We start from the raw sequence: 24,543 nt of genomic DNA on the forward strand, positions 1-24,543 counted from the left end.
TTGCAAGATGCCAGCGCAGCGCCCCTCCGGACGACGAATCCTGCGCTTGCGTTGGCACGCTGACTAACAATTACTTATTGGAGACACCATGATTGCTATTGGACAAAAATTACCAAATGCCACTCTTTATGAGTTTTTTAATGAAGAAACTGAGGGTTGCGCATTAGGACCTAATGCATTTGAAGTTGAAAAAATTGCCGCCGGCAAAAAGATTGTGATTTTTGGATTGCCTGGCGCTTTTACGCCAACATGCTCCGCTAAACATGTTCCAGGATATGTTGAGAATTACGATGCTATTAAGGCTAAAGGCGCAGATGAAATTTGGTGTGTTTCCGTAAATGATCCTTTCGTAATGGGCGCATGGGGGCGTGACCAAAAGGTAGGCAAGAAAGTTCGTATGCTAGGTGATGGTAGTGCCGAGTTCACCAAAAAATTAGGCTTGGAGCTGGATTTAACAGCTCGTGGCTTGGGTGTTCGATCAGATCGTTATGCCATGATTATTGAAGATGGCGTAGTGAAATCTTTAGATCGTGAAGCGCCTGGAAAATTTGAAGTAAGTGATGCGGCTTCTATCTTGAAGAAGCTGTAATTTTTTATCAATACCCCTTGAATTTAGAAAAACGATCATGATGAAGCAAAGAACCATAGCCTCTCCGGTGAAAACCGTGGGAATTGGTTTGCACTCTGGTCGCAAGGTGACGATTGTGATTAAGCCGGCGCCAGTGAATTCAGGGGTTCAATTTGTTCGGGTCGATACTGAACAACAATCTCTTGTGCCTGCAACAGCTTTAGCGGTCTGCGATACGCGTTTAGCATCCGTCATTCAAAAGGATGGCGTTCGAGTGTCAACGGTTGAGCACCTGCTTTCAGCTTGTGCAGGTTTGGGTTTAGATAATTTGATTATCGAACTTGATGGTGAAGAAGTCCCCATCATGGACGGTAGTGCCGCTTCTTTCCTGTTCTTAATTGAGTCCGCAGGAATTGCAGAGCAAGATGCTCCACGACAGTTTGTGGTGATTAAGAAACCCGTTGAGGTTCGTGATGGTGATAAGCTTGCACGCCTTGAGCCTTTCTTTGGTTTCAAGTTAGATTTCACGATTGATTTCAAACACCCTGCGGTAGATAAGACCGGTCAGAGATTTGTAGTGGACTTTGCAGAACACGCTTATCGTAGTGAAATTGGTCGTGCTCGTACATTTGGATTTGCGCACGAAGTGGAAGCACTCAGAGAGATGGGCTTGGCTCGCGGTGGCAGTTTAGATAATGCGATCGTGCTTGATGAGCATCGTATTTTGAATAATGAAGAGCTTCGCTACGAAGATGAGTTTGTGCGCCATAAAATTTTGGACGCGATTGGTGATTTGTACTTGGTTGGCCACCCTATTGTGGGTGCTTACGTTGCTGAAAAGTCAGGACATGCATTGAATAACGCATTGTTGCGTAAGCTCTTGGAAGACCCAAGTTCTTACGAAATTAGTACTTTTGCCGAAAATAAAGCGCCTGCGGCATATTCCCAGGAAAACCAGCCGCTCTTTTTCTGAAGGTATTTTTCTTTATTTCGGTTTATGCCGAAGTAGTCTTTCTACTGTCTTACGCAATTCTGAATCTGGTGCAAGTTTTTGCAGCAGATCTTCCCAGGATTTTTTGGCAATCTCATTAAAGCCTCGTGCTGCTCTTAGATGTGGGGCGTTTTCTCGAGGTTTTACTTCCCACTGAGCTGATGCGGGTTTTATTTTGACCTGAATTGCTGTGCATCGGGTACCTAATTTCTGTAACTCATTGATTAGGCTAGGTAAATTCTGCTGCAAGCGATTCGCAATGCTAGCGCTACTCACCAGCAAAAAAAGCGCATTGTCTTTGCTTGAGCTCCATCCTGGTTCAATTTTGGAGCTGAGGTGCTCAAGTTCTAACTTTGCCAATGCTTGCTCAAGGGTGAGTTTGAGCTTCACAAGACCTTCAGTTTTAGCCAGAATCCCGCCTAAACCATTGGATTCACGTAGGTAATCCACCCATTCATGGGCAGTCTGCTTACGGGAAGGTTTACGAGCAAAGTTCATAAAAAATGGGGTTCGGATGATAAACTCAAGGTCTTCATTTTCTTCAATATCCCATGGTAATCGGTCTTCTTAAAACCCTGGTCGGCAGTCGTAACGACCGCCTATTAAAACAGTATCGCAAAGTCGTTGCCAAAGTAGCCGCTTTTGAGCCTGCCCTTAAGGCTTTGGACGATGCCGCGCTTGCTGCCAAAACAGATGAATTCAAATCTCGTTTGGCTGCTGGTGAGTCTTTGGATGACATTGCGCCAGAAGCTTTCGCTGTTGTGCGTGAAGCTAGCGTACGTGTGATGAAGATGCGCCACTTTGATGCTCAGCTCATGGGTGGTCTTGCGCTTCACCAAGGGAAAATTGCTGAGATGGGTACAGGCGAAGGAAAAACCTTAACTGCGACTCTTCCTGTTTATTTGAATGCACTTACTGGTAAGGGCGTTCACGTTGTTACTGTGAATGACTACTTGGCGCAACGTGATGCTGAGTGGATGTCAACCTTGTATAACTTCTTGGGAATGAAGGTTGGTGTGAATCTATCGCAAATGGATCACAAGACCAAGCAAGAAGCATATGCTGCTGATATCACTTACGGCACGAATAATGAATTTGGTTTTGATTATTTGCGCGATAACATGGTGCAAGACCCGGGTCAGCGCGTTCAACGTGGCTTAGCGTACGCAATTGTGGACGAAGTTGACTCTATCTTGATTGACGAAGCGCGTACCCCATTGATTATTTCTGGTCAGGCGGATGATCACACTGACCTCTATATCAAGATTAATAAACTGCCTTCTTATTTAGAGCGCCAGATTGGTGAAGAAAAGGCAGATGGCACTGGCGTTGAGAAGCCGGGCGATTATTGGGTGGATGAGAAATCTCAGCAGGTTTATTTGACTGAGCAGGGTCACGACAAAGCTGAGCAAGTGTTGGCACAAATTGGTGCTTTGAATGATGGCGATTCTTTATACGCACCTCAGAACATTACTTTGATGCACCACGTTTATGCGGCATTGCGTGCGCATACTTTATATAACCGTGATCAACATTATGTTGTGCAAAATAATGAAGTCATCATTGTTGATGAGTTCACTGGCCGTCTAATGCAGGGTCGTCGTTGGTCAGACGGTTTGCATCAAGCGGTAGAGGCGAAAGAAGGCGTGCCGATTCAGAATGAGAATCAGACGCTAGCCACGATTACTTTCCAAAATTATTTCCGAATGTATGGCAAGTTGGCCGGTATGACCGGTACGGCTGATACTGAAGCTTACGAATTCAAGGAAATTTATAACCTTGAAACAGTGGTCATTCCTCCCAACCGTATTAGTCAGCGCAAAGATCGCCAAGACCAAATTTACAAATCTTCGCGCGAGCGCTATGACGCTGTTATCAAGGACATTGAAGATTGTTATCAGCGTGGTCAGCCAGTATTGGTTGGTACAACCTCAATCGAGAATTCTGAATTAATTGCTGGCTTATTGGATAAACGCAAGTTGCCACACCAAGTGCTGAATGCGAAGCAACATGCTCGTGAAGCAGAGATCATTGCGCAAGCAGGTCGTCCAAAGATGATCACGATTGCAACCAATATGGCTGGTCGAGGCACTGATATTGTCTTGGGTGGCAATGTTGGCAAGCAATCCGCCCTGATTGAGGCGGATGCTTCCCTGTCTGGTGCTGAAAAAGCCGCCAAGATCAAGCAATTGCAAGATGAGTGGCAAAGCATTCATGATCAAGTTTTAGCCGCTGGCGGCTTGCATATTATTGGTACTGAGCGCCATGAGAGCCGCCGTATTGATAATCAGCTTAGAGGCCGTTCAGGACGTCAAGGCGATCCAGGCTCATCGCGTTTCTATCTCTCGCTAGATGATCCATTGCTCCGTATTTTTGCTGGTGATCGTTTGCGCGCTGTGATGGAGCGTTTGAAGATGCCTGATGGTGAGCCAATTGAAGCGGGTATGGTGACTCGTTCGATTGAGTCTGCTCAACGTAAGGTTGAAGGCCGTAACTTCGATATACGTAAGCAATTGTTGGAGTATGACGACGTTGCAAATGATCAGCGTAAAGAAACATATCGCCTTAGAAATGAGGTTCTAGAAAGTGCTGATGTTGGTGAGCTCATCGCTAATTTGCGTGAAGACGTTCTCCGTTCTGTCTGCGCCTACCATGTTCCTTTGGAATCCATGGAAGAGCAGTGGGATTTACCAGGCTTGGAAAATGTTCTAGCAAGCGAGTGGGGTTTAACGGTCGATCTGCAGAAATGGGTTGAGGGCGCGGAAAGTGTTGATGATTCTGAAATCGTTGACCGCGTTCTACTGGTAGCAAAAGAATCTTATGACGCAAAAGTCGATCTAGCTGGCCGTGAGTCATTTGCTGGTTTTGAGCGTTCTGTTCTTCTCTATAGCCTTGATACCCATTGGCGTGAGCATTTAGCAGCCTTAGACCACTTGCGTCAGGGCATTCACTTGCGTGGCTATGCACAAAAAGATCCAAAGCAAGAATATCGTCGTGAGGCATTCGAACTATACGGCGAACTCTTGAATGTCATCAAGAACGACGTCGTAAAAAGCATCATGACCGTGCAAATTCGTAGTGCAAGCGAATTGGATCAAGCATCTGAGTCCATGAATGAGGATTTGGCCAAACTCAAAGATCTTCAATATCAGCATGCGGATGCAGATATGGAGGTAGCTGGCTCAACGGGCGATCGTGGTGCATTGATTGATATTCAGCCAGCGCCTGTGCGCACCGGACCGAAGATTGGTCGCAATGATCCCTGTAGCTGTGGCAGCGGTAAAAAATATAAGAACTGCTGCGGCGCCTTAGCTTAATCAGTTTGTTGCTTATCCATTGAAAGGCTCAGATTACTGAGCCTTTTTTCTTGGTGAAATCCCTAGTCATTTGATGCGACGATCATCGGCGATATCTGTCATGATTTGTAGGTTCTAAATTGATTTCTAGCTTGTTACATATTCATGATTAGGGGGGCACTATGGCCGTAACGTTTACTCTCAATGGCAAAGCAGTTAATTTTGATGGAGATCCTGAAACTCCTATTCTTTGGGTCTTGCGAGATCACCTGGATGTCACCAGTCCAAAGTTTGGTTGTGGCGCGGGGCTTTGTGGTGCTTGTACCGTTCATTTAGATGGAGCGGCAATCCGCTCTTGCTCAACTCCTGTTTCAGTAGCTTCTGGCAAGAAGGTAACCACATTGGAAGGTCTATCTCCAAAAGTAGGCAAAGCGCTTGCGGATGCCTGGACGGAATTTGATGTGCCGCAATGTGGTTATTGTCAAACTGGGCAGATGATGTCTGCTGCAGATTTATTAGCTAAAAACAAAAAGCCTAACAGTGATGATATTAAGAATGCTATGGCTGGAAATATTTGTCGCTGCGGAACCTATTCCCGCATTGAGAAGGCAGTCAAACGTGCTGCTGATAAATTGGCTTAAGGGGCAAGCATATGAAAAATCATTCATTAAAAAATCTTAGCCGTCGCCAATTTCTTCAACAAAGCGCTGCGGTTACCGGGGCATTTGTAGTCGGAATGCATCTTCCTGTTGTCAGTGAGGCTGCCACAGCTAGTGCGGCACCTGCTCTGGCAAATGCCTGGATTCAAATTACTCCCAGCAATCAAATTACCTTGATTTGTGCTCGATCAGAAATGGGGCAGGACGTCTATACATCATTGCCTGCTTTGCTTGCGGAAGAATTAAACCTTCCACTTTCCATGGTTAAAGTAGAAATTGCTGGTGTGGCTCCGGTCTATATCAACGCCATGTTGGGTGGCCAAATTACTGGCGGCTCTACTTCAGTTCGCGAGGCATTCGATAAGCTGAGAACTGCCGGTGCGGCAACGCGATCTGTTTTAGTTCAGGCCGCTGCGCAACGATGGAATGTTGCTGCATCTGAGTGCAAGGCTCTAAATGGCAAGGTGACTCACGCTAGTGGTAAGTCGGCGACGTATGGTGAGTTGGCTGCAGATGCTGCTAAATTGCCCCTTCCAGAAAAGCCTGCTTTGAAATCTCCAGCCAATTTCATGGTGATCGGAAAAGAGGCCATGCGTCGCTTGGATACGCCAGCAAAAGTCGCCGGCAAAGCGGTCTATGGTATTGATGTCAAGATTCCAGGAATGGCAATCGCTTCTTTAGCGCAATGTCCTGTAATTGGTGGTACTCCGAAATCCTATGATGCATCAGCTGCGCTTAAGGTTGCTGGCGTTATTAAAGTCGTGCAAATTTCTGATGGTGTGGCTGTGTTAGCAAAAGACTTTTATGCGGCGCGCAAAGGCAGAGATGCTCTGAAGATTAACTGGGATGAAGGCTCAAATGCAGGCTTGAGCAATGCAACTGTTCGCAAGTCTCTCGAGGCTGGACTATCCCAAAAGGGTGCGGTGATTAAGACGGTTGGCGATGTCAATAAATCTACCTCAGGCGGTAAAGCAGTTAGTGCACAGTATTTCTTGCCATATTTAGCGCACTCCACCATGGAGCCAGTTAACTGTTCTGCAGATGTTTCTAATGGAAAGTGCAGAATTATTGGCCCTATTCAGTTTCAGCAGGGCGGTCAAGCTGTTGCTGCAGCTGCAGCTGGCGTCAAACCAGAAGATGTCACTATTGAAACCACTTTCTTGGGCGGTGGATTTGGTCGCAAGCTAGAACTCGATTTTATTCGCCAGGCCGCGGAGATCTCAAAGGCAGCAGGCATGCCTGTCAAGATGCTTTGGACAAAAGAGGACGATATTACGCATGACTTCTATCGTCCAATGAGTATTCATCAGGTTGATGGAATACTTGGATCCAATGGTCAGTTAGAGCTAATGAAGGCGAAGATGGTTTCGCAGTCAGTTACTGCACGGGCATTTCCAGGATTTGTAAAGGATGGTTTTGATCCCTTCATGGTTGAGGGTTCAAATAATGTGACCTATGACATTCCGAATATGGAAATCACCAACGTCATTACCGATACTGGTGTGCGAGTAGGCTATTGGCGCTCAGTGAGTAACGCATTGAATGCTTTTGCTATCGAGAGTTTTGTTGATGAGGCTGCAAATGCCGCAGGTAAAGACCCTGTTGCATATCGCATGGCTTCATTAAATAAACATCCACGAGCAAAAGTAGTGCTTGAAACTGCAGTGAAGAAATCGGGTTATACCGCTGGTAGCAAACGCTTTGGCGTCGCCCAAATGGAGTGTTATGACACCTATTCAGCCTGCGTTATTGAATTAGATACTGCGTCGACGGATACCAAAGTGAAGAAAATTACCTTCGTATCTGATTGCGGACTCGTGGTTCACCCAGACCAAGCAAGAGCCCAGCTGACGGGTGGTGTGATCTACGGACTAGGTGCTGCATTGGGCAACGCGATTACGATTGAAAATGGTCGTGTTCAACAGACCAACTTTAATAATTACCCAAGTCTGCGCCAAAACCAGGTTCCGACAATTGAAGTGCATTTAATCCCTAGTCAAGAAAAACCAGGGGGATTGGGTGAAGTCGGGGTTCCATTAGTTGCTCCTGCTCTGGTGAATGCGATTGCGGCAGCCACAGGTAAGCGTATTCGGGAATTGCCAGTAAAGGCTTGATTTAGGTAATCTGTAGCCAAGCAAACAAAGCGCGCCAAATACGGCGCGCTTTGTTTTTAAGCCTCATCTACAATTAACTGACTATGACCGTTAATTTACCTCTCCCTCAAAAAGCTGATCTGAAACCTGTTAAGGGCTTTTCGATGGGCATTGCAGAAGCCGGCATTAAAAAGACTAATCGCAAAGATTTGCTAGTGATGACACTTACACCTGGATCGCAGGTGGCTGGCGTATTTACCCTAAATCGTTTCTGCGCTGCTCCGGTTCAGGTTTGTCGTGAGCATTTGGCTCAGGATGGTACCAAAGGTGAAATAAGGGCTTTGGTTGTAAATACTGGCAATGCTAATGCTGGCACCGGTGAGCAGGGTATGAAGCATGCCCTAGAAACTTGTCAGGCCCTAGCTAAAGAATTAAAGCTCAACCCCGAACAGATCTTGCCATTTTCAACGGGCGTGATCTTAGAGCCATTGCCAATTCAGAAAATTATTAGCGCGCTTCCTAAGGCGGTTGCAAATCTTGGTGAGGATCACTGGTTTGATGCTGCTGAAGCCATCATGACAACTGACACACAGCCAAAAGCGAGCTCGGTTACAGTTCAAACTCCCGCAGGGCCAGTGGTGTTAACGGGCATCTGTAAGGGCGCTGGGATGATCCATCCCAATATGGCAACCATGTTAGGTTTTATTGCAACGGATGCGGGGTTTGCTCCAGGGCTACTGACTGAGCTCACTCGTGAGGTGGCAGATCTTTCATTTAACGCCATCACAATTGATGGCGACACATCCACCAATGATTCTTTCATCATCATGGCGACGGGTCAGTCGTCCGTAAGCATTCAGTCGACAAGCGATCCCAGTTATGCAGTAGTGCGTGAAGCCCTAATTGATCTCGCTAGAAAATTAGCTCAAATGATTGTGCGTGATGGTGAGGGTGCAACCAAGTTCATGACAATTGAAGTGTTTGGCGGTAAAACTCCAGAAGAGTGTCGCTTGGTTGCAAAGGCAGTGGCTCATTCGCCTCTGGTCAAAACAGCGTTCTTTGCTAGCGATCCAAACCTAGGGCGGATATTGGCTGCCATTGGATATGCTGGCATTCAAGACTTGGATGTGAGTCGTGTCCAAATGTGGCTTGGCGATGTTTGGGTGGCTAAAAATGGTGGTCGTAACCCTGATTATCAAGAAGCGAATGGTCAGCGAGTTATGCAGGCTCCCGAAATTATTGTGAAGATCGATTTGGGGCGTGGCACCGCATCTCAAACAATTTGGACATGTGATTTATCTCATGACTATGTATCCATTAACGCGGACTATCGCTCATAAGCAAGATAAATCCTATGAATGAAAAATTAGATCGTCTTTTGGGGCACCTAGAGACTTTTTTACCAAAGCCGTTAACTGAGGAACAGTGGAAATCTTCTGCTGCTTTTAGATGGCGCCGTCGCGATAGTATTTTTGGCAGCATCGGCTTTCTACAGCCCGTAAAGCATGTTGCTGATATTACATTTGAAGATCTTCAAAATATCGATCGTCAAAGAGATGCGATTCGAGATAACACGAAAAATTTCATACAGAAAAAACCAGCAAATAATATTTTGTTAACTGGCGCAAGGGGTACCGGAAAATCCTCTCTTATTAAAGCCAGTTTGCATGAGTTTGCGAGCCAGGGCTTGCGTTTAGTGGAGGTAGAGAAAGAGCATTTGGCAGACCTCGCGGATATAACCGAGCTTCTGGCAGATCGCCCTGAGTGGTTCATCATTTTCTGTGATGATCTGTCGTTTGAAGATGGTGAGTCAGGCTATAAAGCCATGAAATCGGCTCTAGATGGCTCTGTTTCAGCTCAAGTCGACAATATTTTGATCTATGCCACTTCAAATCGCCGCCATTTGTTGCCCGAGTATATGAAGGACAACGAAGGCTATGTGCATAGTGATGATGGTGAAATCCATCCAGGGGAAGTCGTCGAAGAAAAAATTTCTTTATCAGAGCGATTTGGCTTATGGCTTTCTTTCTATCCACCAAAACAAGACGAGTACCTAGCCATCGTTGCGCATTGGTTAGCGCATTTTGGTTTAAGTGCTTCGCAAATTGAAGCGGCTAGATCTGAAGCGCTTGTTTGGGCTTTAGAGCGTGGCTCACGTTCAGGCCGAGTGGCTTGGCAATTTGCAAAACATTGGGCTGGTTCCCACGCTTAAAGCAATTCTTTTGAATTCAACCAATCGACCCATTACTGAAGTAGCTGCAGGCATCTTAATAGATGAGTCGGGGCGCTTTCTTTTGGGTCAGCGACCTGAAGGTAAACCGTATGCTGGCTATTGGGAAGTGCCAGGGGGGAAAATTGAAAAAGGGGAATCCGTTTTTCAAGCTTTAAAGCGAGAGCTTCACGAAGAGTTGGGAATTGATATCCAATCTAGTGAAGAGTTAACTGTTCTTGAGCATGATTACCCGCATGCATATGTCCGTTTGCATGTCAGCATTATTCGAAATTGGAGCGGTACCCCGAAGGGTTGTGAAGGACAGGCCTTATCTTGGGAGGTTTTGGGCGCTGAAAAGCCGAGCGTTGAACCTTTGTTACCGGCCGCTTGGCCAATGTTGGAAAGGCTAAAAGCCTTATTGGCTTAGAACTGACAGAGTGTCAGCTTAAAAGGGACATCTTTATTGGCAGGTTGCGCTTTTTTGTCTCGATCAGACTGCATGAAGCGGATCGACAGTAGATATTTATTGGCGCTAATTTCTGAGAAGAGCGTGTCATCTTCAACGGCAATACGCATGAGTTGATAGACTTTTCCAGAAGGCGCTTGCTGAAAAGATCCGCTGTGAGCAACAACATCTTTTGCTTCACCTGATTGACGCAGTAAACGCAAAAATAATTGGCATGCATCTTGCCATGGCAATAAAGGCGCAATGTAACTTTCTAAAAGCTTGCGCCGTTCGGTTGATGGGCTATTTTTCCAAGCGTGATAACTTGGCAAATCAATTGGACTTGTTCCACCGGGAATATTTAGACGAGTGCGTATGCCATTAAGCCATTCACTCTCAGAAATAATTAAATTAGGTCTGCCGGCCGATTGATTAATTTTGGATGCAACCGTATCAATTTCACTTAAGGTTTGTGATAGGGCTTCTTGATCAACTTTTTGCGAGGTCTTTAATCCACTTAACGCAAATTTCTGACGGTCAAATTCTTTTAAGAGTAGGGATTTAATATCACCGCGTGCACCAATATCACCAAGATCAAACAAAATCGCGATGGCATTGTGATGTAATTCAGGATCATCTGAACGCGTGAAATGATTAAAGCGGGCGAACAAATACTCCAGCCGAAGCATGCTTCGAACTAATTCATTGAAAGGGTATTCGTAGACGATCACAAGCCCATATTCTATGACGAACTGCGTTACCCCTTCTGAATTTGGAGGATTTTTTGGTTTAGCTGATTTACTTCCTCGATGAGCTGATCGAGGCTACCTTGATTTTTGATAACAAAATCGGCATGAGCCAGGCGTTCCTCTCGAGAGGCTTGGGCTTGGAGAATTTTTTCAACCTCGGCTCTGGGTAAATTGTTGCGCTGCATTACCCTGCTAATTTGGATCTCTACCGGGCAATCAACCACCACCAATCGGTCAATCATATCCAGCCAAGTACCAGACTCCAGAAGGAGTGGAACGACAAAAACGAGGTAAGGCGCCCCATTTTTAGCCTGCCGGAAGGCTTGTTCGATGGTCTCTTGGCGTATGAGCGGGTGGGTTATCTCTTCCAATGCCTTCTTTGCTTCTGGCTTATTAAAAACTAGGGTGCGCATCTTAGCCCGGTCTAGGGCGCCATTGGCATCAATGTAGTCTGGGCCAAAATGCTCGCGGATAGAATTGGTTGCTAAGCCATTTGCTGCGGTAATTTGATGGGCAATGACATCAGTATCAATAATTCCTGCGCCTAATTTTCCTAATTGATCACTGACAGCAGTTTTTCCGGAGCCAATACCTCCGGTTAGGCCAATGAGGGGAATGACTCCCTTAAGCCCATTTAAGTCGGACTGTTTAGAATGAGGGCTTGAAGATGTTGAGGCCATAACAACTCAATAATGCCAGCAAAAACAAGAAAAGGTCCAAAGGGAAACGCAGATTGAACAGTTTGCTTTTGATAACGCAACCATAGGGCCCCTCCAACAAGGCCGCTAATCGAAGCTATGAGAAGAATGCTGGGCAAGACTTCAATTCCAAGCCATGCCCCGAGGGCTGAAAAGAGCTTTGCGTCCCCTAAGCCAATCCCATGATGCTTCTTGAGTTGAAAGTACGCTTGGTCAAGGGCCCACAACAGGGTGTAGCCAGCAATTGCACCGAGAAGGCTATTTAGGGGGCTTGCAAACCCCGTGTATAGCAGCGCACCAACCCCATTGAAGATTAATCCAATTGCAATCATCGGAATGGTGATGGCATTAGGCAATTGAAAAGAATTTAAATCAATGTAAGCCAGAAAAATAAGTGCAGTGATGAGCACAATTTTTAGTATTACTAAGAAAGAAAACGCATCCATCAAACAATTTGACCCAACTGAAATATTGGTAGATACAGAATTATGACAAGACTCGCAATAATGATTCCAATCAGAATGATTAATAAGGGTTCTAAAGTTTGCCCAAGATTATTTAATTGTTTGCTGAGTTGGTCACTTAGTGTTTTGGCGCGCTTGTTCAACATGTTCGACAGAAAGCCGCTTTCGCTAGAAATATGAAGTAGTTGAAGGGTTTCAAAATCAAAAAAACGATTTTGGGGATCGGCACGTTTTAAGGCTTCACCTAAAGGCCAGCCGCGGGTGATGTGTTTGAATACCTCAGCGCTAAGATCGTGGGTAGTCCAGTGATTGGATGAGTGGGCTGTAACTCGTAATGCATCTGGAAGGGGTAGGCCCGATTCCAGTAGGTGACCTAATGTACGACACCAGTACTGAAGAGCTGAAATCCGAAAAAGCTTTCCGAGTAATGGAATATGAAGTGTCCATTGATCACATTTCTTTTGTAGATAAGTGTATTTACTCCAACTTAGGAACGTAACGAGCATACATATTACTAGACAAATGCTCATTTCAAGGAAGTGGCTTTGAATCGCCGAGGAAATCTGGATAAGCGCTCTAGTAGGCGTAGGGAGATCGGCTTGAAAATTATCGAAGACTTCTTTAAAGACAGGTATCACCCATACCATCATCACAATTAATAATAAAAAGGAGGTTGCTAGCGTGGTGATTGGATAAGTTAATGCTTGCCTCATCTTCTGCTTAAGTTGAATTTGGGATTCTAGTTGTTGGGTGATGATTTCAAGTGCTAGTTGCAAGTTGCCTGTCCGCTCGCTAACTCTGACCAGATTAATCAGCTCCATAGAGAACAGGCCGTCTTGAGTTGTTAGGCTTTGAGAAAAGCTATTTCCTTTTTTGAGTTGGGTTTGAATATTCTTAAGCCATGATTGCCAATTTTTGGGTGCGCTGGACTGAATAAGCTGAATGGCGTTTAGCAAGGGTAGCCCGGCATTTAGTAGTGTTAGTAGCTGCTCTGAAAATGCCAATTGGTATTGCGCACTCAGTGCCATGAGCAAACTTCCATGACTAAAGAAGCTTGGTCTATTAATCCTGAATGAATATGCCGTACCCCAGCTTCGCTCATGCTGAGATATTCCAAATGGGGGTTCAAAACCTGCTTGGTATTTAAAACTTCATGAACGCCAATACGACCTAAATAAGTAATTCCTTTGCAGGCGCCGCAAGGATCAATAGATTGATCAGATTCCCTATCAAACTTTTGCTTTCTGCAATAAGGGCAACATGCTCTAACGAGGCGCTGTGAGCTCACACACAATAAGCAGGATTCGAGCAACTCCTTTTCTACACCAAGACTTTGAAGTCTAGACAAGGCGCTTCTTGCATCGCGGGTATGTAGGGTGCTGAGAACCAGGTGACCAGTTTGCGCTGCCTGAATGGCTAGAGTTGCAGTGGCGCTATCGCGGATCTCGCCAATCATGATGACATCGGGATCTTGGCGTAGCAGAGCCTTGATAATGGTCGAAAACTCCAGACCTGCGCGCGGATGGTAGGCCACTTGATTCACACCAGGTAGGCGAATCTCAATGGGATCTTCAATACTGCATAAGTTGCGGTGCGTTTGGTTTAATTTATTGAGGCAACTATAAAGGGTGCGTGTTTTGCCGCTCCCAGTAGGGCCCGTTACCAGAATAAGTCCATTCGGCTGAGCAATTGCAGCATGCAAGAGATCCAGTTGCTCGGGTAATAGACCAATTTTTTCAAGATCAAGTTCGTCAACTCGACTTTGTAATATTCGAATAACGGCTTTCTCACCATAGAGTGTTGGTAGCAAAGAAACGCGACAATCAATCTCGGGATTTGAAAAATTAAAGCCAATACACAAACGTCCATCCTGCGGAATACGCTTCTCGGCAATATCTAAGCGCGCTAATATTTTGATGCGAGTAATGAGCCGCTCATGAAATTCAATCGGATACTCATATTGCGTCCGTAACAATCCATCAACACGAATACGTACGAGGCTACTGGATGGGCGAGCCTCAATATGAATGTCACTCGCCCTGGCATGAAGGGCGTTTTCTGCTATCTCTTGCCAAGTGCGAATAATGAAGGATTCATCATGAAGACCGATCAAGCTAAATCTTGATCCATATTAGGGCGGTAAAGCTTGATCGTTTTCACACCCTGATCGTCAAACTGAACAATCTCCATCACGATTCCACTAATTTTGATGCTGACATCATGGTCGGGAATGGCTTCTAGGTTTTCGAGGATGAGGCCGTTCAAGGTACGTGGACCTTCTAGTGGGAGCTCTAAATTTAATAAGCGATTGAGATCCCGCAATGAGGCGCCACCACTCGCAAGATAGGTTCCATCTGCCAGCCAATGCGGATCGGTGGAGAGGTCAGAAAAAGAGGTTGTGAATTCACCAATTAATTCTTCAACGATGTCCTCAAATGTCACTAAACCTAAAACCTCACCATACTCATTAACTACTAAACTGAGACGTTGTTGGTTGTCTTGGAAAAATTGCATTTGCTGCAAGACTGGCGTTCCACTAGGAATGAAGTAAGGTTCATTGAGTAAGGCACGAAAATCTTCATGCTTTAAATCGGAGTCACCCAATAATGACAGGGCTTTCTTAACGGATAGGATGCCGACGATGCGCTCAGAATCTCCATCACAAACCGGCAATTTATTGTGATAACAAGTTTCTAATTGTTGAACTACCTCATCAATAGGCCTTGAAAGGTCGAGCACTTCAATTTTTGACCTCGGTGTCATGACATCATCAACGGTGATGTTCTCCAAATTAAATAAATTCAGCAAAATATTGCGATGATGATTTGACACAAAGCGATTCGATTCCAGAACGAGACTACGCAATTCCTCTTTGCTCATAGTTCTGCTATCAGAGGATGATTGCAGGCCAGAGACTCTCATCAAGCCAGAAACAAAGTTATTAATTAGCCACAGTAATGGGGAAAAGAGAAATGTCAGCGGTAGGATTAGCCAGCCTACATTAGCGGCAATCTTTTCTGGAAAAGCGGCACCAATCACTTTTGGCGTAATTTCGCTGAAAACAATAATGAGTAAAGCAACTACTAGCGTGGCAACAGATAAAACAAGCCCACTCTCACCAAATAGATGTAGAGCAATTCCGGTAACTAAAATGGGAAGAATGGTATTGATCAAATTGTTCGAGATCAGCAATACCGATAGCAAGGAGTCAATCCGCTTCAGTAGTTCTTCAGCTAAAGCCGCCCCAGAATTTCCGCTATTGGCCATCGCGCGAAGACGATGGCGATTGGAGGAGAGCATGCTGGTTTCGGCCATCGAAAAAAAGCCAGAAAGCGCAAGTAAAAATAAGACTAAGGCTGCCTGACTATAGAGGGGCCAATCGTCAAAAAAGTTATCCATCTGTTTGCCTATGTAAATACAGGATGATTCAATATAGCAAAGTGGGGTTTCACAGGCTATAGATCAAATTTAATAAGCCACCATCCCTTTTGCTGAAATTGTGTGAGAATCTTCTTATGCCTCAGACAAAAAACGCCTCAACCCCCAAAAGCGCAAGTTATTGCGTGATTGAAGCGCCTTTTGGTCGACTGGGTATTGCGACTGAATTGGTTGATGGTAGCTTAATGTTGTCAAAAATTGACTACCTACCCGCTACTAAGGCTTTATCACCACCCCAGAATGCCTTGGCTAAGGAAGTGGTTAAGCAATGCAAAGCCTATTTTAAGGATCCCAATTATTCATTTGATCTTCCCATGAAGCCTTTGGGAACGGCTCACCAACAAAAAGTTTGGCAGAGTATTCGCAAAATTCCACTGGGCGAGGCAAGAACCTATGGCGAGATTGCAGGCGCAATTAAGAGTGGGCCACGCGCGGTTGGCACGGCATGTGGCGCGAATCCTTTTCCATTGATTACTCCCTGCCATCGAGTGGTGTCTGCTCAGGGTATTGGGGGGTTTATGAAAGAAAATACCCCAGGCCTTTATCGCCAAATTAAAACTTGGTTGCTAAAGCACGAGGGCGTGCTTTAGTTCTTAGCGAATGCTCTAAGCGCTTTAGATGAGCGACTAAAAAAGATTGTCATCAATAGATCGCTGTGAACGGCGATGCTAGTGAAGCTATAAAAAGTCATCACGGTTCTTCTGGATAGTTTCACTTCATTCTTATTGCTAAATTCAGTGCGCTGCGCAATCTTGCCGAGTGTCATCACAGCCAGACCAAATGCTAGAAAGCAAAAGCGGCGTATTCCACTATCTTGCTTTGGGATCAGCAGAATGTATTGCAAAGAATCTTGCAATTTTTCATAGGCAATCTGTAGAAGATCGGATTGGCTCATGCCGACTGGCTTCCAAGAGACACCGCGTGCTCTATCTTCCGGAGAATCTTTCAGAATGTTGGTCATTTGTAGCGCTTGGCCAAAAGCGATCGCTAGATTCTCTTTGCCCTGAAAGCTTTTAGAAAATGTAGTTGAGTGATTGCTGAATACTGTTGTTAAGAGTTCTCCAACAACGCCCGCAACAACATAGCAATATTTCTCGAATTCCTGTAAATCTTGAAGTCCAGCCTGTGTCTGTTTGTCATGAAAATAGGACATACCATCCGACATGATGGAGACGCATCGACTGACTGCTGCTTGATCTTCCTTGGAGCAGGTGTGCAAAATTCTTAAGACGGTAGGCGTATGAGCGATGAGATCTAGCTCATCGAGGTTGCCGTAATCACGCAGCGCCAAAAGACAAGCATCCACAAAATCCTGCGCAGGTAATCGCTCTAGTACGCTATCTAAAAATAATTTCGATAGCTCTTGCTTTTTGCTGGCACTTAAATTGGCCGCATCTTCAATGGTATCGACGATGCGACACAGCAAGTAAGTGTTACCCACCACCTTTTCGATTGTGGGCGGCAGAAGGGGGATGGTCAGAGCGAAGGTTCTGGATACCGACCGCAAAATGGTCTTTTGGTATGCCAGATCCTGGTCTTGGTTGTCTGTAAGGCTTGAGGTGAGGCTTGATTTAGGAGATTGCACCTGTTCATTATGTCAGACCAAGTGGTAGCAAGCCGGCAGTAAATTTGCCCTTTATTTCCTTACTGACAAAAGTGACATAGCCATATAATTTCATCAAATTCTTTTAGGGGAAATCTGGCGTGCTGATTTGGTTCGTCATTATTTACTGGGTCGTATCAGTCGGCATTGGTTTGTGGGCTGCTCTACGCGTTAAAAATACAGCTGACTTTGCTGCGGCAGGACATAGTCTTCCCATGCCGATTGTGACGGCTACCGTCTTTGCTACATGGTTTGGTTCCGAGACCGTCTTAGGTATTCCCGCTACTTTCTTAAAAGAGGGCTTGGGTGGTGTGGTTTCCGATCCATTTGGATCCTCTCTATGTTTAATTTTAGTTGGCCTCTTTTTTGCCCGTCATTTGTACAACAGACGTATGTTGACGATCGGCGATTTCTTTCGTGAAAAATATGGCCGTACTGTTGAAGTTCTTGTAACGCTTTGTATTGTTGTCTCGTACTTGGGTTGGGTTGCTGCTCAGATTAAAGCGCTTGGATTGGTTTTTAGTGTGGTGTCCGAAGGTAGTATTTCTCAAACGGGCGGCATGATGATTGGTGCAGCAAGCGTTTTGATCTATACCTTGTTTGGCGGTATGTGGTCTGTGGCGATCACCGACTTTATTCAGATGATCATCATTGTGATTGGCATGCTTTACATTGGCGGTGAAATGACGGCCCAAACGGGCGGGATTAGTGTGGTGATCGAGCATGCCGCTGCAGCTGGGCAATTCAGCAATTTTTGGCCCGATATGAATTTGGCGTCTATTTTGGGATTTGTTGCTGCGCTTTGCACCATGATGCTGGGCTCCATTCCTCAGCAGGATGTGTTTCAGCGCATTACCTCAAGCAAGAACGTCACCATTGCCGTTAATGCTGCAATTTTGGGTGGTGTACTGTATTTTATTTTTGCGTTTGTACCGATGTACTTGGCATATTCAGCAACATTGATTAGCCCGGATCTAGTGAAGCAATATCTCAATACTGATCCGCAGATGATTCTGCCTAAGTTAATTTTGAATCACGTCCCAATCATTGCACAGGTGATGTTCTTCGGTGCATTGCTCTCTGCAATCAAGAGTTGTGCAAGCGCAACTCTATTGGCACCTTCGGTAACCTTTGCTGAAAATATTGTTCGAGGCTTTTTCAAGCACTTATCTGATCATGCGCTATTGAAAATTATGCGAATCACAGTTTTATGTTTCGCAGTGGTGGTGACATTCTTTGCTGTGAATTCAGAACTCTCTATTTTTAAGATGGTAGAGAGTGCTTATAAAGTGACCTTGGTTGCCGCATTTGTACCGCTCGCATTTGGCGTTTATTGGCCAAGAGCAAATTCCTTGGGGGGATTGCTGGCGGTCGTTGGTGGCTTAAGCATTTGGGTTAGCTGCGAAATTTTGGCGCCTAATTCAATCATGCCTCCTCAATTGGCTGGACTATTGGCCAGTATTGCCGGGATGATTCTGGGCAGTCTTGTGCCAAAAGATGAGCTTAAAGCGGTGCAAAGCTAGAATTGCCCAAAAAATAGGCAATTAAATTTGTTGCACTGCAAAACATACACACTAAAATGAAACTAATTCAAAATTTTTTATTCTTGTGGAGTTCCTATGAAAATCTGTGTGATCGGTGGAGGTGGCGCCATTGGCGGTTACCTAGCTGTCATGTTGGCGAGAGCAGGCAATGATGTAACGGTTGTTGCGCGTGGCGCTACTTTAGCCGCCATTAAAGAGCGTGGTCTAGCCTTAATTATGGATGACCAGCCTGAGCCATTAGTAGCGCAGGTAAAGGCAGTTGAAAAGATTCGGGATGCTGAGACCCCAGACGTTGTCATTTTGGCAGTGAAAGCCCACCAAGTTGAACCCATCATTGATGATCTAGCGGCCATCATGGGTCCAGAAACAATTTTGATTCCGATGCAAAACGGAATTCCTTGGTGGTATTTCCAAAAGCTTGGCGGCGAGTATCAAGATCATTCTGTTGAGACTGTAGATGCTGGCGGACTTGCTAAGAAAGCAATTAATCCAAACAACATCATTGGTTGCGTTGTTTATCCAGCTACCTTTACACAGGCTCCTGGCGTGATTCGTCACGTTGAAGGTAATCGTTTCCCATTGGGCGAGTTGGATGGTAAGACAACCGAGCGCATTCAAAAGATGTCTGAGATGATGAGTGCCGCAGGCTTTAAATCCCCCATTCTGGACGACATTCGCTCAGAGATTTGGTTGAAGCTGTGGGGCAATATGACTTTCAATCCGATCAGTTCACTCACTCACGGAACGCTTGAGGGCATCTGCCAATATCCGTTGACCAAAGAGTTGGCGCGCAACATGATGGCTGAAGCGCAAACCATCGCTGAAAAGTTGGGTGTTACTTTCCGGGTGGATATCGAGCGTCGTATCGCTGGCGCAGAGAAGGTCGGTAAGCATAAAACCTCGATGTTGCAAGATCTAGAGGCAGGTCGTAGCTTAGAGATTGATGCGCTCCTAGGTTCAGTGATTGAATTGGGTCGCATAACTCAGACTCCAACACCTTGCTTGAATACAGTCTTTGCTCTAACCAAATATTTAGATGAAAACGTACAAGCATCTAAAGGTAGCTTAGCTTTGCCTTCAGTATCAGGGTACTAAAGGTAATTCAAATCATTTGCGGTAAATAAAAAGCCCTTGCCAAAAAGCAAGGGCTTTTGTTTTGGATCGGCGTTTCGTTGATTCGTATTTATTCGAAACGATTATCAAGTCTGCCAACGCCATCAATAATGATGCTGACATTGCTGCCTGGTTTCATAGAACCAACGCCGACGGAAGTGCCGCAAGCAATGATGTCACCAGCCTCAAGGGGGACATCTTGGGAAATCAGGCTGACTAATTTTGCGGGCGGGAAGATCATGTCTGCAACAGGATAGTTTTGACGCTCTTGATCGTTCAAAATCGTTTTGATGGTGAGCTTGCTTGGGTCAACATCGGTGGTGATGTAAGGACCGAATACACCAAAGGTATTAAAGCTTTTAGAGCGTGTCCATTGAGCATATCCAGGATCACGGTTTAAGATTTCAATAGCAGTGACATCATTGATGCAGGTGTAGCCAAAAATCGCTTTAGCTGCTTCAGATTCATCTGCTTCATGAATACGTTTGCCAATCACAATGCCCAGTTCACCTTCATAAACCACTTTTCCTGAGTAAGACTTTGGTGTATGAATGACTTGATTGGCTGCTAAAAACGAATTGTTTCCTTTTAGGAAATATAGTGGTTCAGCAGGTACTGCGTGCTCAAGTTTAGTAACGAGCGCATGAAAGTTATCCACCATGGCAACCATCTTGGAAGGAATGCAAGGGATATCGATAGTGACGTCTGCTAATTGAAGTGTTTCACCGGTGGGCGTAGGGCTATTAAACAAGTCGCCTGAATAGACGGCAATCTGATCCCCTTGAACTTGCCCTAATCCACTTTTGCCTTGATGTTGAAATCTAAGCCATTGAGCCATAATGGTTTCCTATAAGTTAAATATTGAATAGGCGATATCTTACAGGGCGGACTTATGTCTCAAGTATCTGAACTTGTTTTTGCACCAGAATGGGATCAACCTATTCGTTATATTGAGCGGACGCGCAGTTATTACTTAGGCTTAGGCTACGACAATCCCTATGTATGGGCACACTACGCAGAGGTTCCTTTTGCCCCACTTAAAAAACCACTCAATCAATCCGTTCTGGCGTTGATTACAACGGCGGTTCCATATGATCCACAGAAGGGTGATCAAGGGCCTGGTGCGCCATATAACGCAGCTGCAAAGTTTTATAAACCATACCAGGAATCTATCGATGCGAATGCTGATCTGAGAATTGCGCATGTTGGTATTGATCGTAAGAATGCCAATATGGAAGATGGTCACTGTTGGTTTCCGCTAGAGGCTGCTAAGCAGGCAAAGAAGAGCGGCAGGATTAAAGCGCTATCACCCCATTTTTATGGCTTACCAACCAATCGAAGCCAACGACACACTCTCGAGATAGATGCCCCGATGATTGTGGAGATGTTGCGTGCTGATCATGTGGATGTAGCAATATTGATTCCGAATTGCCCTATCTGTCACCAGAGCCAAAGTTTATTGGCGCGCTATTTAGAGGCTGAAGGCATTTCGACGGTAGTGATGGGTGCTGCTAAAGATATCGTGGAGTATTGTGGCGTACCCAGATTTTTATTTAGTGATTTCCCGCTCGGCAATGCTGCGGCTAAGCCGCATGACGCCGCATCTAGGCAATTAAATTTTGAATTGGCTTTGCGTCTTTTGGAATCGGCGCCAGCGCCCAGAACTACTGTGCAGTCCCCATTGGTTTGGTCTTCTAATCCGACTTGGAAATTAGATTATTCCAATCTTGAGAGGCTCTCGAAAGACGAGGTTGCTCGTTTGCGCGATGAGGCTGAGAAAGCCCGTATCACTGCCCGTGAGTTACGCTTAAATAGCGTTGGATCTTAAGTTTGCCTTGCGAGTGAATACACGCACAGCTCGCGTAAGGAATTAGTAGCCTCATTGCTTGGAAAGTTTTGAATACATCCCAAGGCTAAATCTGCTTCACGTTTAGCTGCAGCTTGTGTGTAGTTCAAGGCGCCTGAATTTTGTACTGCACTTAAGATTTGCGCAAAGACGTCCTCGGGTAAATCTTGATTTTGTTCAATCGCTGCCCGTACTAGAAGTTGTTCTGCATGTGTGCCATTCTCAAGAAGATAGATCAGTGGCAAGGTGGGCTTACCTTCACGCAAATCATCTCCCGCATTCTTGCCCATTTGAGCTGCGTTAGCGGTGTAGTCCAACAGGTCATCCATGAGCTGGAAGGCCGTGCCAATGTGTCTGCCAAATGCTGCGGCTTGCTCTCGATGGGCATCACTTGCTTTAGCCAAAATGGCGCCGAGCTCAGTGGATGCTTCAAACAATTTAGCGGTTTTGTAGCGAATGACTTGTAGATAACTTGCTTCGTCAACCTCAGGATCATTCATATTGAGCAATTGCAATACTTCGCCTTCGGCAATGGTATTGGTTGCATCCGACAGAATTTGCATGACCCGAAGATCGTTCGGGCTCACCATCATTTGGAAAGCTCTGGAATACAAAAAATCACCTACTAAAACGCTGGCTGCATTTCCAAAAGCGGCATTGGCGGTTTCGCGTCCTCGTCTAAGGGTCGATTCATCCACAACATCATCGTGTAAGAGGGTGGCCGTATGGATAAATTCGACAACAGCGGCCATTTCTAGTGTGTGAGGAGTTGGGTTGCCATTGGCAAGTGCTTTGGCAATCAACATCAGTAAGGCGGGTCTTACCCGCTTTCCACCTGCTTGAATGATGTAGGTCGAAATCTGGTCAATAAGGGCTACTTTTGAGGCCAAACGCTCTCGAATTACCTGGTCTAAGTCCTTGAATTCTAAGGAAATTGGTGCCAGGATTTGGCTAAGGTCGTTGATTTTGACAGTGCTCGTCATGCAAGATATAATAATCGGCTTAGCTAATCCAGGGTGGATTGGCTTAAATGTAGATATTAATTGAGGTTTCAAACCATGTACGCGGTCATAAAAACCGGTGGCAAACAGTATAAAGTTGCTGCTGGCGAAAAATTGAAAATAGAACAGATACCAGCGGAAATCGGCAGCGAAATCACTCTTGACCAAGTCCTCGCCGTTGGCGAAGGCGCTTCACTGAAGTTGGGTGATCCATTGGTTAATGGTGCAGCTGTGATGGCCACTGTCGTCTCCCAAGGACGTCACGATAAAGTGACAATCTTTAAGATGCGCCGTCGCAAGCATTATCAAAAGCACCAAGGCCATCGTCAAAATTTCACTGAAATTTTGATCAACACGATTAAAGCCTAATTCAGGGTAGGAGAAAGATATGGCACAGAAAAAAGGCGGCGGCTCAACGCGAAATGGCCGCGACTCAGAATCGAAACGCCTAGGCGTTAAGGTTTATGGCGGCGAGCAAATTAATGCTGGCAGCATCATTGTTCGTCAACGTGGCACACGTGTTCATCCAGGTGCTAACGTTGGTATTGGTAAAGATCACACTTTGTTCGCCTTAATTGACGGCCAAGTGGAATTTGGCGTTAAGGGCGCTTTGAAGAAGGCCCAAGTTTCAGTTTTGCCTCGTTCATAAGGCGCCTGACTGAGACACGTTTGATTCAGATTTATTCCGAATTTAACTCTTAGGAACAGGCCTCGCTAAGCGAGGCCTTTTTTATTCATGAAATTTATAGACGAAGCGCGTATTGAAGTAATTGCCGGCCAGGGTGGCGCCGGGAGCGCCTCTATGCGCCGCGAAAAGTTTATTGAGTTTGGCGGTCCTGATGGCGGTGATGGTGGAAAGGGCGGAAGCGTCTGGGCTATTGCCGATCGCAATATCAATACCCTGATTGATTACCGCTATGCCAAAACACACACTGCAAAGAATGGTGAACCAGGTCGTGGTGCTGATTGTTATGGTCGCGCAGGTGATGATATTGAATTGCGTATGCCAGTGGGTACGATCATCTCTGATTATGAAACGGGTGAACCGATTGCGGATTTAACTACGCATGGTGAACGCTTGTGTTTAGCGCAGGGCGGTGTTGGTGGTTGGGGCAATATTCACTTTAAGAGTAGTACTAATCGAGCGCCACGACAAAAGACCAATGGCAAGCCTGGCGAACGTCGCAAACTCAAGCTTGAGTTGAAAGTGTTGGCAGATGTAGGTTTGTTGGGTATGCCAAATGCTGGTAAATCGACTTTGATTACCGCTGTGTCTAATGCGCGCCCAAAAATTGCTGACTATCCATTTACTACTTTGCATCCCAATTTGGGCGTGGTGCGCGTAGGCAGTGAGCGTAGCTTTGTGATTGCTGATATTCCTGGATTGATTGAAGGGGCTGCGGAAGGCGCTGGCTTGGGCCACCGTTTCTTACGCCATTTACAGCGTACAGGTGTACTTCTGCATTTAGTCGATCTTGCTCCATTTGATGAGAACGTTGACCCAGTGGCTGATGCCAATGCGATCGTCAATGAGTTACGTAAATATGATGAAGCTCTGGTTGAGAAACCGCGCTGGTTGGTATTAAACAAGGTCGATATGATCCCCGAAGAGGATCGCAAGAAAGTGGTTGCCGACTTTGTGAAAAAGTTTAAGTGGAGCGGTCCAGTTTTTGAGATTTCAGCATTAACGGGCATGGGCTGCGAGAAGCTTTGTTATGCGCTACAGGACTATTTAGATTCTGTCCGTCGCGATCGTGATGATGCGGAAGAGCGTGCAGCAGATCCACGATATCAAGATCAAGCACCAGATTAATAAGTTAACC

Annotated in this window: 25 protein-coding genes; 15 read left to right on the top strand and 10 right to left on the bottom strand. The window is 45.6% G+C overall.

The window, feature by feature from the left end; translation table 11 throughout:
• Nucleotides 1-88 precede the first annotated feature (88 nt).
• The gene (locus tag IC571_RS00930; RefSeq protein WP_215316858.1) at nucleotides 89-589 is read left to right on the top strand and encodes a peroxiredoxin; all 501 of its coding nucleotides are present in this window, start codon (nucleotides 89-91) and stop codon (nucleotides 587-589) included.
• Nucleotides 590-626: 37 nt separating this feature from the next.
• The gene (lpxC, locus tag IC571_RS00935) at nucleotides 627-1,541 is read left to right on the top strand and encodes a UDP-3-O-acyl-N-acetylglucosamine deacetylase (protein WP_215316860.1); all 915 of its coding nucleotides are present in this window, start codon (nucleotides 627-629) and stop codon (nucleotides 1,539-1,541) included.
• 12 nt (nucleotides 1,542-1,553) lie between these two features.
• Here the strand turns inward: lpxC and IC571_RS00940 are convergent, their stop codons facing one another.
• Nucleotides 1,554-2,057, bottom strand: coding sequence for a hypothetical protein (locus IC571_RS00940; RefSeq protein ID WP_215316861.1), 504 nt, complete (start codon nucleotides 2,055-2,057; stop codon nucleotides 1,554-1,556).
• Between the two features lie 53 nt (nucleotides 2,058-2,110).
• On the opposite strand from IC571_RS00940, the gene secA reads away from it, so the two are divergent.
• The 6 genes from secA to mutT all read left to right on the top strand — a co-directional run bounded on the left by secA (nucleotide 2,111) and on the right by mutT (nucleotide 10,246).
• The gene (secA, locus tag IC571_RS00945) at nucleotides 2,111-4,876 is read left to right on the top strand and encodes a preprotein translocase subunit SecA (RefSeq protein WP_215316863.1); all 2,766 of its coding nucleotides are present in this window, start codon (nucleotides 2,111-2,113) and stop codon (nucleotides 4,874-4,876) included.
• 161 nt (nucleotides 4,877-5,037) lie between these two features.
• On the top strand, nucleotides 5,038-5,496 hold the full coding sequence (locus tag IC571_RS00950; RefSeq protein ID WP_215316865.1) for a (2Fe-2S)-binding protein: 459 nt from the start codon (nucleotides 5,038-5,040) through the stop codon (nucleotides 5,494-5,496).
• Between the two features lie 11 nt (nucleotides 5,497-5,507).
• Nucleotides 5,508-7,628 carry a xanthine dehydrogenase family protein molybdopterin-binding subunit gene (locus IC571_RS00955; protein ID WP_215316867.1) on the top strand — a complete coding sequence of 707 codons (2,121 nt, stop codon included), beginning with the start codon at nucleotides 5,508-5,510 and terminating at the stop codon, nucleotides 7,626-7,628.
• Nucleotides 7,629-7,711: 83 nt separating this feature from the next.
• Entirely contained in the window at nucleotides 7,712-8,947 is a 1,236-nt protein-coding gene (gene argJ / locus IC571_RS00960; protein ID WP_215316869.1) for a bifunctional glutamate N-acetyltransferase/amino-acid acetyltransferase ArgJ, read from the top strand.
• Between the two features lie 14 nt (nucleotides 8,948-8,961).
• Nucleotides 8,962-9,819, top strand: a complete 858-nt coding sequence (locus IC571_RS00965; protein ID WP_215316871.1) for an ATP-binding protein — start codon at nucleotides 8,962-8,964, stop codon at nucleotides 9,817-9,819.
• Nucleotides 9,820-9,829: 10 nt separating this feature from the next.
• Nucleotides 9,830-10,246, top strand: coding sequence for an 8-oxo-dGTP diphosphatase MutT (gene mutT / locus IC571_RS00970; protein WP_215316873.1), 417 nt, complete (start codon nucleotides 9,830-9,832; stop codon nucleotides 10,244-10,246).
• On the opposite strand, the gene zapD is transcribed toward mutT, so the two are convergent.
• From zapD to IC571_RS01000, 6 genes are read right to left on the bottom strand one after another with little or no spacing between them, the layout of a single operon-like run.
• Entirely contained in the window at nucleotides 10,243-10,995 is a 753-nt protein-coding gene (gene zapD, locus IC571_RS00975; protein ID WP_215316874.1) for a cell division protein ZapD, read from the bottom strand. The genes mutT and zapD overlap by 4 nt on opposite strands.
• 26 nt (nucleotides 10,996-11,021) lie before the next feature.
• Complete coding sequence (gene coaE / locus IC571_RS00980; protein ID WP_371742894.1) at nucleotides 11,022-11,693, bottom strand: dephospho-CoA kinase; 672 nt, start codon at nucleotides 11,691-11,693, stop codon at nucleotides 11,022-11,024.
• Nucleotides 11,648-12,157: an A24 family peptidase gene (locus IC571_RS00985; RefSeq protein WP_215316876.1), complete on the bottom strand. Its 510-nt coding sequence runs from the start codon at nucleotides 12,155-12,157 to the stop codon at nucleotides 11,648-11,650. The genes coaE and IC571_RS00985 overlap by 46 nt, the downstream gene beginning before the upstream one ends.
• Complete coding sequence (locus IC571_RS00990) at nucleotides 12,157-13,203, bottom strand: type II secretion system F family protein (RefSeq protein ID WP_215316878.1); 1,047 nt, start codon at nucleotides 13,201-13,203, stop codon at nucleotides 12,157-12,159. The genes IC571_RS00985 and IC571_RS00990 overlap by 1 nt, the downstream gene beginning before the upstream one ends.
• Nucleotides 13,194-14,288, bottom strand: coding sequence for a GspE/PulE family protein (locus IC571_RS00995; RefSeq protein WP_215316880.1), 1,095 nt, complete (start codon nucleotides 14,286-14,288; stop codon nucleotides 13,194-13,196). The genes IC571_RS00990 and IC571_RS00995 overlap by 10 nt, the downstream gene beginning before the upstream one ends.
• Entirely contained in the window at nucleotides 14,285-15,574 is a 1,290-nt protein-coding gene (locus IC571_RS01000; RefSeq protein ID WP_215316882.1) for an HlyC/CorC family transporter, read from the bottom strand. The genes IC571_RS00995 and IC571_RS01000 overlap by 4 nt, the downstream gene beginning before the upstream one ends.
• A gap of 116 nt (nucleotides 15,575-15,690) precedes the next feature.
• Here IC571_RS01000 and IC571_RS01005 point away from each other — a divergent pair, with 116 nt between their 5' ends.
• Nucleotides 15,691-16,203, top strand: coding sequence for a methylated-DNA--[protein]-cysteine S-methyltransferase (locus IC571_RS01005; RefSeq protein WP_215316884.1), 513 nt, complete (start codon nucleotides 15,691-15,693; stop codon nucleotides 16,201-16,203).
• Here the strand turns inward: IC571_RS01005 and IC571_RS01010 are convergent.
• Nucleotides 16,200-17,198: a squalene/phytoene synthase family protein gene (locus IC571_RS01010; protein ID WP_215316886.1), complete on the bottom strand. Its 999-nt coding sequence runs from the start codon at nucleotides 17,196-17,198 to the stop codon at nucleotides 16,200-16,202. The genes IC571_RS01005 and IC571_RS01010 overlap by 4 nt on opposite strands.
• 119 nt (nucleotides 17,199-17,317) lie before the next feature.
• Between IC571_RS01010 and IC571_RS01015 the strand changes: the two genes are divergently transcribed.
• Together IC571_RS01015 and IC571_RS01020 are read left to right on the top strand one after the other, a co-directional pair.
• Nucleotides 17,318-18,739 carry a sodium:solute symporter family protein gene (locus IC571_RS01015; RefSeq protein ID WP_215316888.1) on the top strand — a complete coding sequence of 474 codons (1,422 nt, stop codon included), beginning with the start codon at nucleotides 17,318-17,320 and terminating at the stop codon, nucleotides 18,737-18,739.
• 96 nt (nucleotides 18,740-18,835) lie between these two features.
• On the top strand, nucleotides 18,836-19,855 hold the full coding sequence (locus tag IC571_RS01020; protein ID WP_215316890.1) for a 2-dehydropantoate 2-reductase: 1,020 nt from the start codon (nucleotides 18,836-18,838) through the stop codon (nucleotides 19,853-19,855).
• An 88-nt stretch (nucleotides 19,856-19,943) separates the two neighbouring features.
• Here IC571_RS01020 and IC571_RS01025 read toward each other — a convergent pair whose 3' ends face one another.
• Nucleotides 19,944-20,711, bottom strand: a complete 768-nt coding sequence (locus tag IC571_RS01025) for a fumarylacetoacetate hydrolase family protein (RefSeq protein WP_215316892.1) — start codon at nucleotides 20,709-20,711, stop codon at nucleotides 19,944-19,946.
• A gap of 54 nt (nucleotides 20,712-20,765) precedes the next feature.
• Between IC571_RS01025 and IC571_RS01030 the strand changes: the two genes are divergently transcribed.
• Nucleotides 20,766-21,701 carry a glycine/sarcosine/betaine reductase selenoprotein B family protein gene (locus tag IC571_RS01030; protein ID WP_215316894.1) on the top strand — a complete coding sequence of 312 codons (936 nt, stop codon included), beginning with the start codon at nucleotides 20,766-20,768 and terminating at the stop codon, nucleotides 21,699-21,701.
• Here the strand turns inward: IC571_RS01030 and IC571_RS01035 are convergent.
• Complete coding sequence (locus tag IC571_RS01035; RefSeq protein ID WP_215316896.1) at nucleotides 21,698-22,702, bottom strand: polyprenyl synthetase family protein; 1,005 nt, start codon at nucleotides 22,700-22,702, stop codon at nucleotides 21,698-21,700. The genes IC571_RS01030 and IC571_RS01035 overlap by 4 nt on opposite strands.
• 75 nt (nucleotides 22,703-22,777) lie before the next feature.
• On the opposite strand from IC571_RS01035, the gene rplU reads away from it, so the two are divergent.
• The 3 genes from rplU (at nucleotide 22,778) to obgE (ending at nucleotide 24,533) form a co-directional block, all read left to right on the top strand.
• Nucleotides 22,778-23,089 (top strand): 50S ribosomal protein L21, encoded by a 312-nt coding sequence (gene rplU, locus IC571_RS01040; RefSeq protein ID WP_011902040.1) that lies wholly within the window; start codon nucleotides 22,778-22,780, stop codon nucleotides 23,087-23,089.
• A gap of 19 nt (nucleotides 23,090-23,108) precedes the next feature.
• The gene (rpmA, locus tag IC571_RS01045) at nucleotides 23,109-23,369 is read left to right on the top strand and encodes a 50S ribosomal protein L27 (protein WP_173954974.1); all 261 of its coding nucleotides are present in this window, start codon (nucleotides 23,109-23,111) and stop codon (nucleotides 23,367-23,369) included.
• 87 nt (nucleotides 23,370-23,456) lie between these two features.
• Complete coding sequence (obgE, locus tag IC571_RS01050; protein ID WP_215316897.1) at nucleotides 23,457-24,533, top strand: GTPase ObgE; 1,077 nt, start codon at nucleotides 23,457-23,459, stop codon at nucleotides 24,531-24,533.
• The last annotated feature ends 10 nt before the right edge of the window (nucleotides 24,534-24,543 follow it).

The organism is Polynucleobacter sp. MWH-UH2A (assembly GCF_018687195.1).
Classification (GTDB): Bacteria; Pseudomonadota; Gammaproteobacteria; order Burkholderiales; family Burkholderiaceae; genus Polynucleobacter.

Coding starts and splice junctions, on each gene's coding strand:
- IC571_RS00930 (WP_215316858.1), top strand. CDS start 89: ATGATTGCTATTGGACAAAAATTACCAAATGCCACTCTTTATGAGTTT.
- lpxC (WP_215316860.1), top strand. CDS start 627: ATGATGAAGCAAAGAACCATAGCCTCTCCGGTGAAAACCGTGGGAATT.
- IC571_RS00940 (WP_215316861.1), bottom strand. CDS start 2,057: ATGAACTTTGCTCGTAAACCTTCCCGTAAGCAGACTGCCCATGAATGG.
- secA (WP_215316863.1), top strand. CDS start 2,111: ATGGTAATCGGTCTTCTTAAAACCCTGGTCGGCAGTCGTAACGACCGC.
- IC571_RS00950 (WP_215316865.1), top strand. CDS start 5,038: ATGGCCGTAACGTTTACTCTCAATGGCAAAGCAGTTAATTTTGATGGA.
- IC571_RS00955 (WP_215316867.1), top strand. CDS start 5,508: ATGAAAAATCATTCATTAAAAAATCTTAGCCGTCGCCAATTTCTTCAA.
- argJ (WP_215316869.1), top strand. CDS start 7,712: ATGACCGTTAATTTACCTCTCCCTCAAAAAGCTGATCTGAAACCTGTT.
- IC571_RS00965 (WP_215316871.1), top strand. CDS start 8,962: ATGAATGAAAAATTAGATCGTCTTTTGGGGCACCTAGAGACTTTTTTA.
- coaE (WP_371742894.1), bottom strand. CDS start 11,693: ATGGCCTCAACATCTTCAAGCCCTCATTCTAAACAGTCCGACTTAAAT.
- IC571_RS00985 (WP_215316876.1), bottom strand. CDS start 12,157: ATGGATGCGTTTTCTTTCTTAGTAATACTAAAAATTGTGCTCATCACT.
- IC571_RS00990 (WP_215316878.1), bottom strand. CDS start 13,203: ATGGCACTGAGTGCGCAATACCAATTGGCATTTTCAGAGCAGCTACTA.
- IC571_RS01000 (WP_215316882.1), bottom strand. CDS start 15,574: ATGGATAACTTTTTTGACGATTGGCCCCTCTATAGTCAGGCAGCCTTA.
- IC571_RS01005 (WP_215316884.1), top strand. CDS start 15,691: ATGCCTCAGACAAAAAACGCCTCAACCCCCAAAAGCGCAAGTTATTGC.
- IC571_RS01020 (WP_215316890.1), top strand. CDS start 18,836: ATGAAAATCTGTGTGATCGGTGGAGGTGGCGCCATTGGCGGTTACCTA.
- IC571_RS01025 (WP_215316892.1), bottom strand. CDS start 20,711: ATGGCTCAATGGCTTAGATTTCAACATCAAGGCAAAAGTGGATTAGGG.
- IC571_RS01030 (WP_215316894.1), top strand. CDS start 20,766: ATGTCTCAAGTATCTGAACTTGTTTTTGCACCAGAATGGGATCAACCT.
- IC571_RS01035 (WP_215316896.1), bottom strand. CDS start 22,702: ATGACGAGCACTGTCAAAATCAACGACCTTAGCCAAATCCTGGCACCA.
- rplU (WP_011902040.1), top strand. CDS start 22,778: ATGTACGCGGTCATAAAAACCGGTGGCAAACAGTATAAAGTTGCTGCT.
- rpmA (WP_173954974.1), top strand. CDS start 23,109: ATGGCACAGAAAAAAGGCGGCGGCTCAACGCGAAATGGCCGCGACTCA.
- obgE (WP_215316897.1), top strand. CDS start 23,457: ATGAAATTTATAGACGAAGCGCGTATTGAAGTAATTGCCGGCCAGGGT.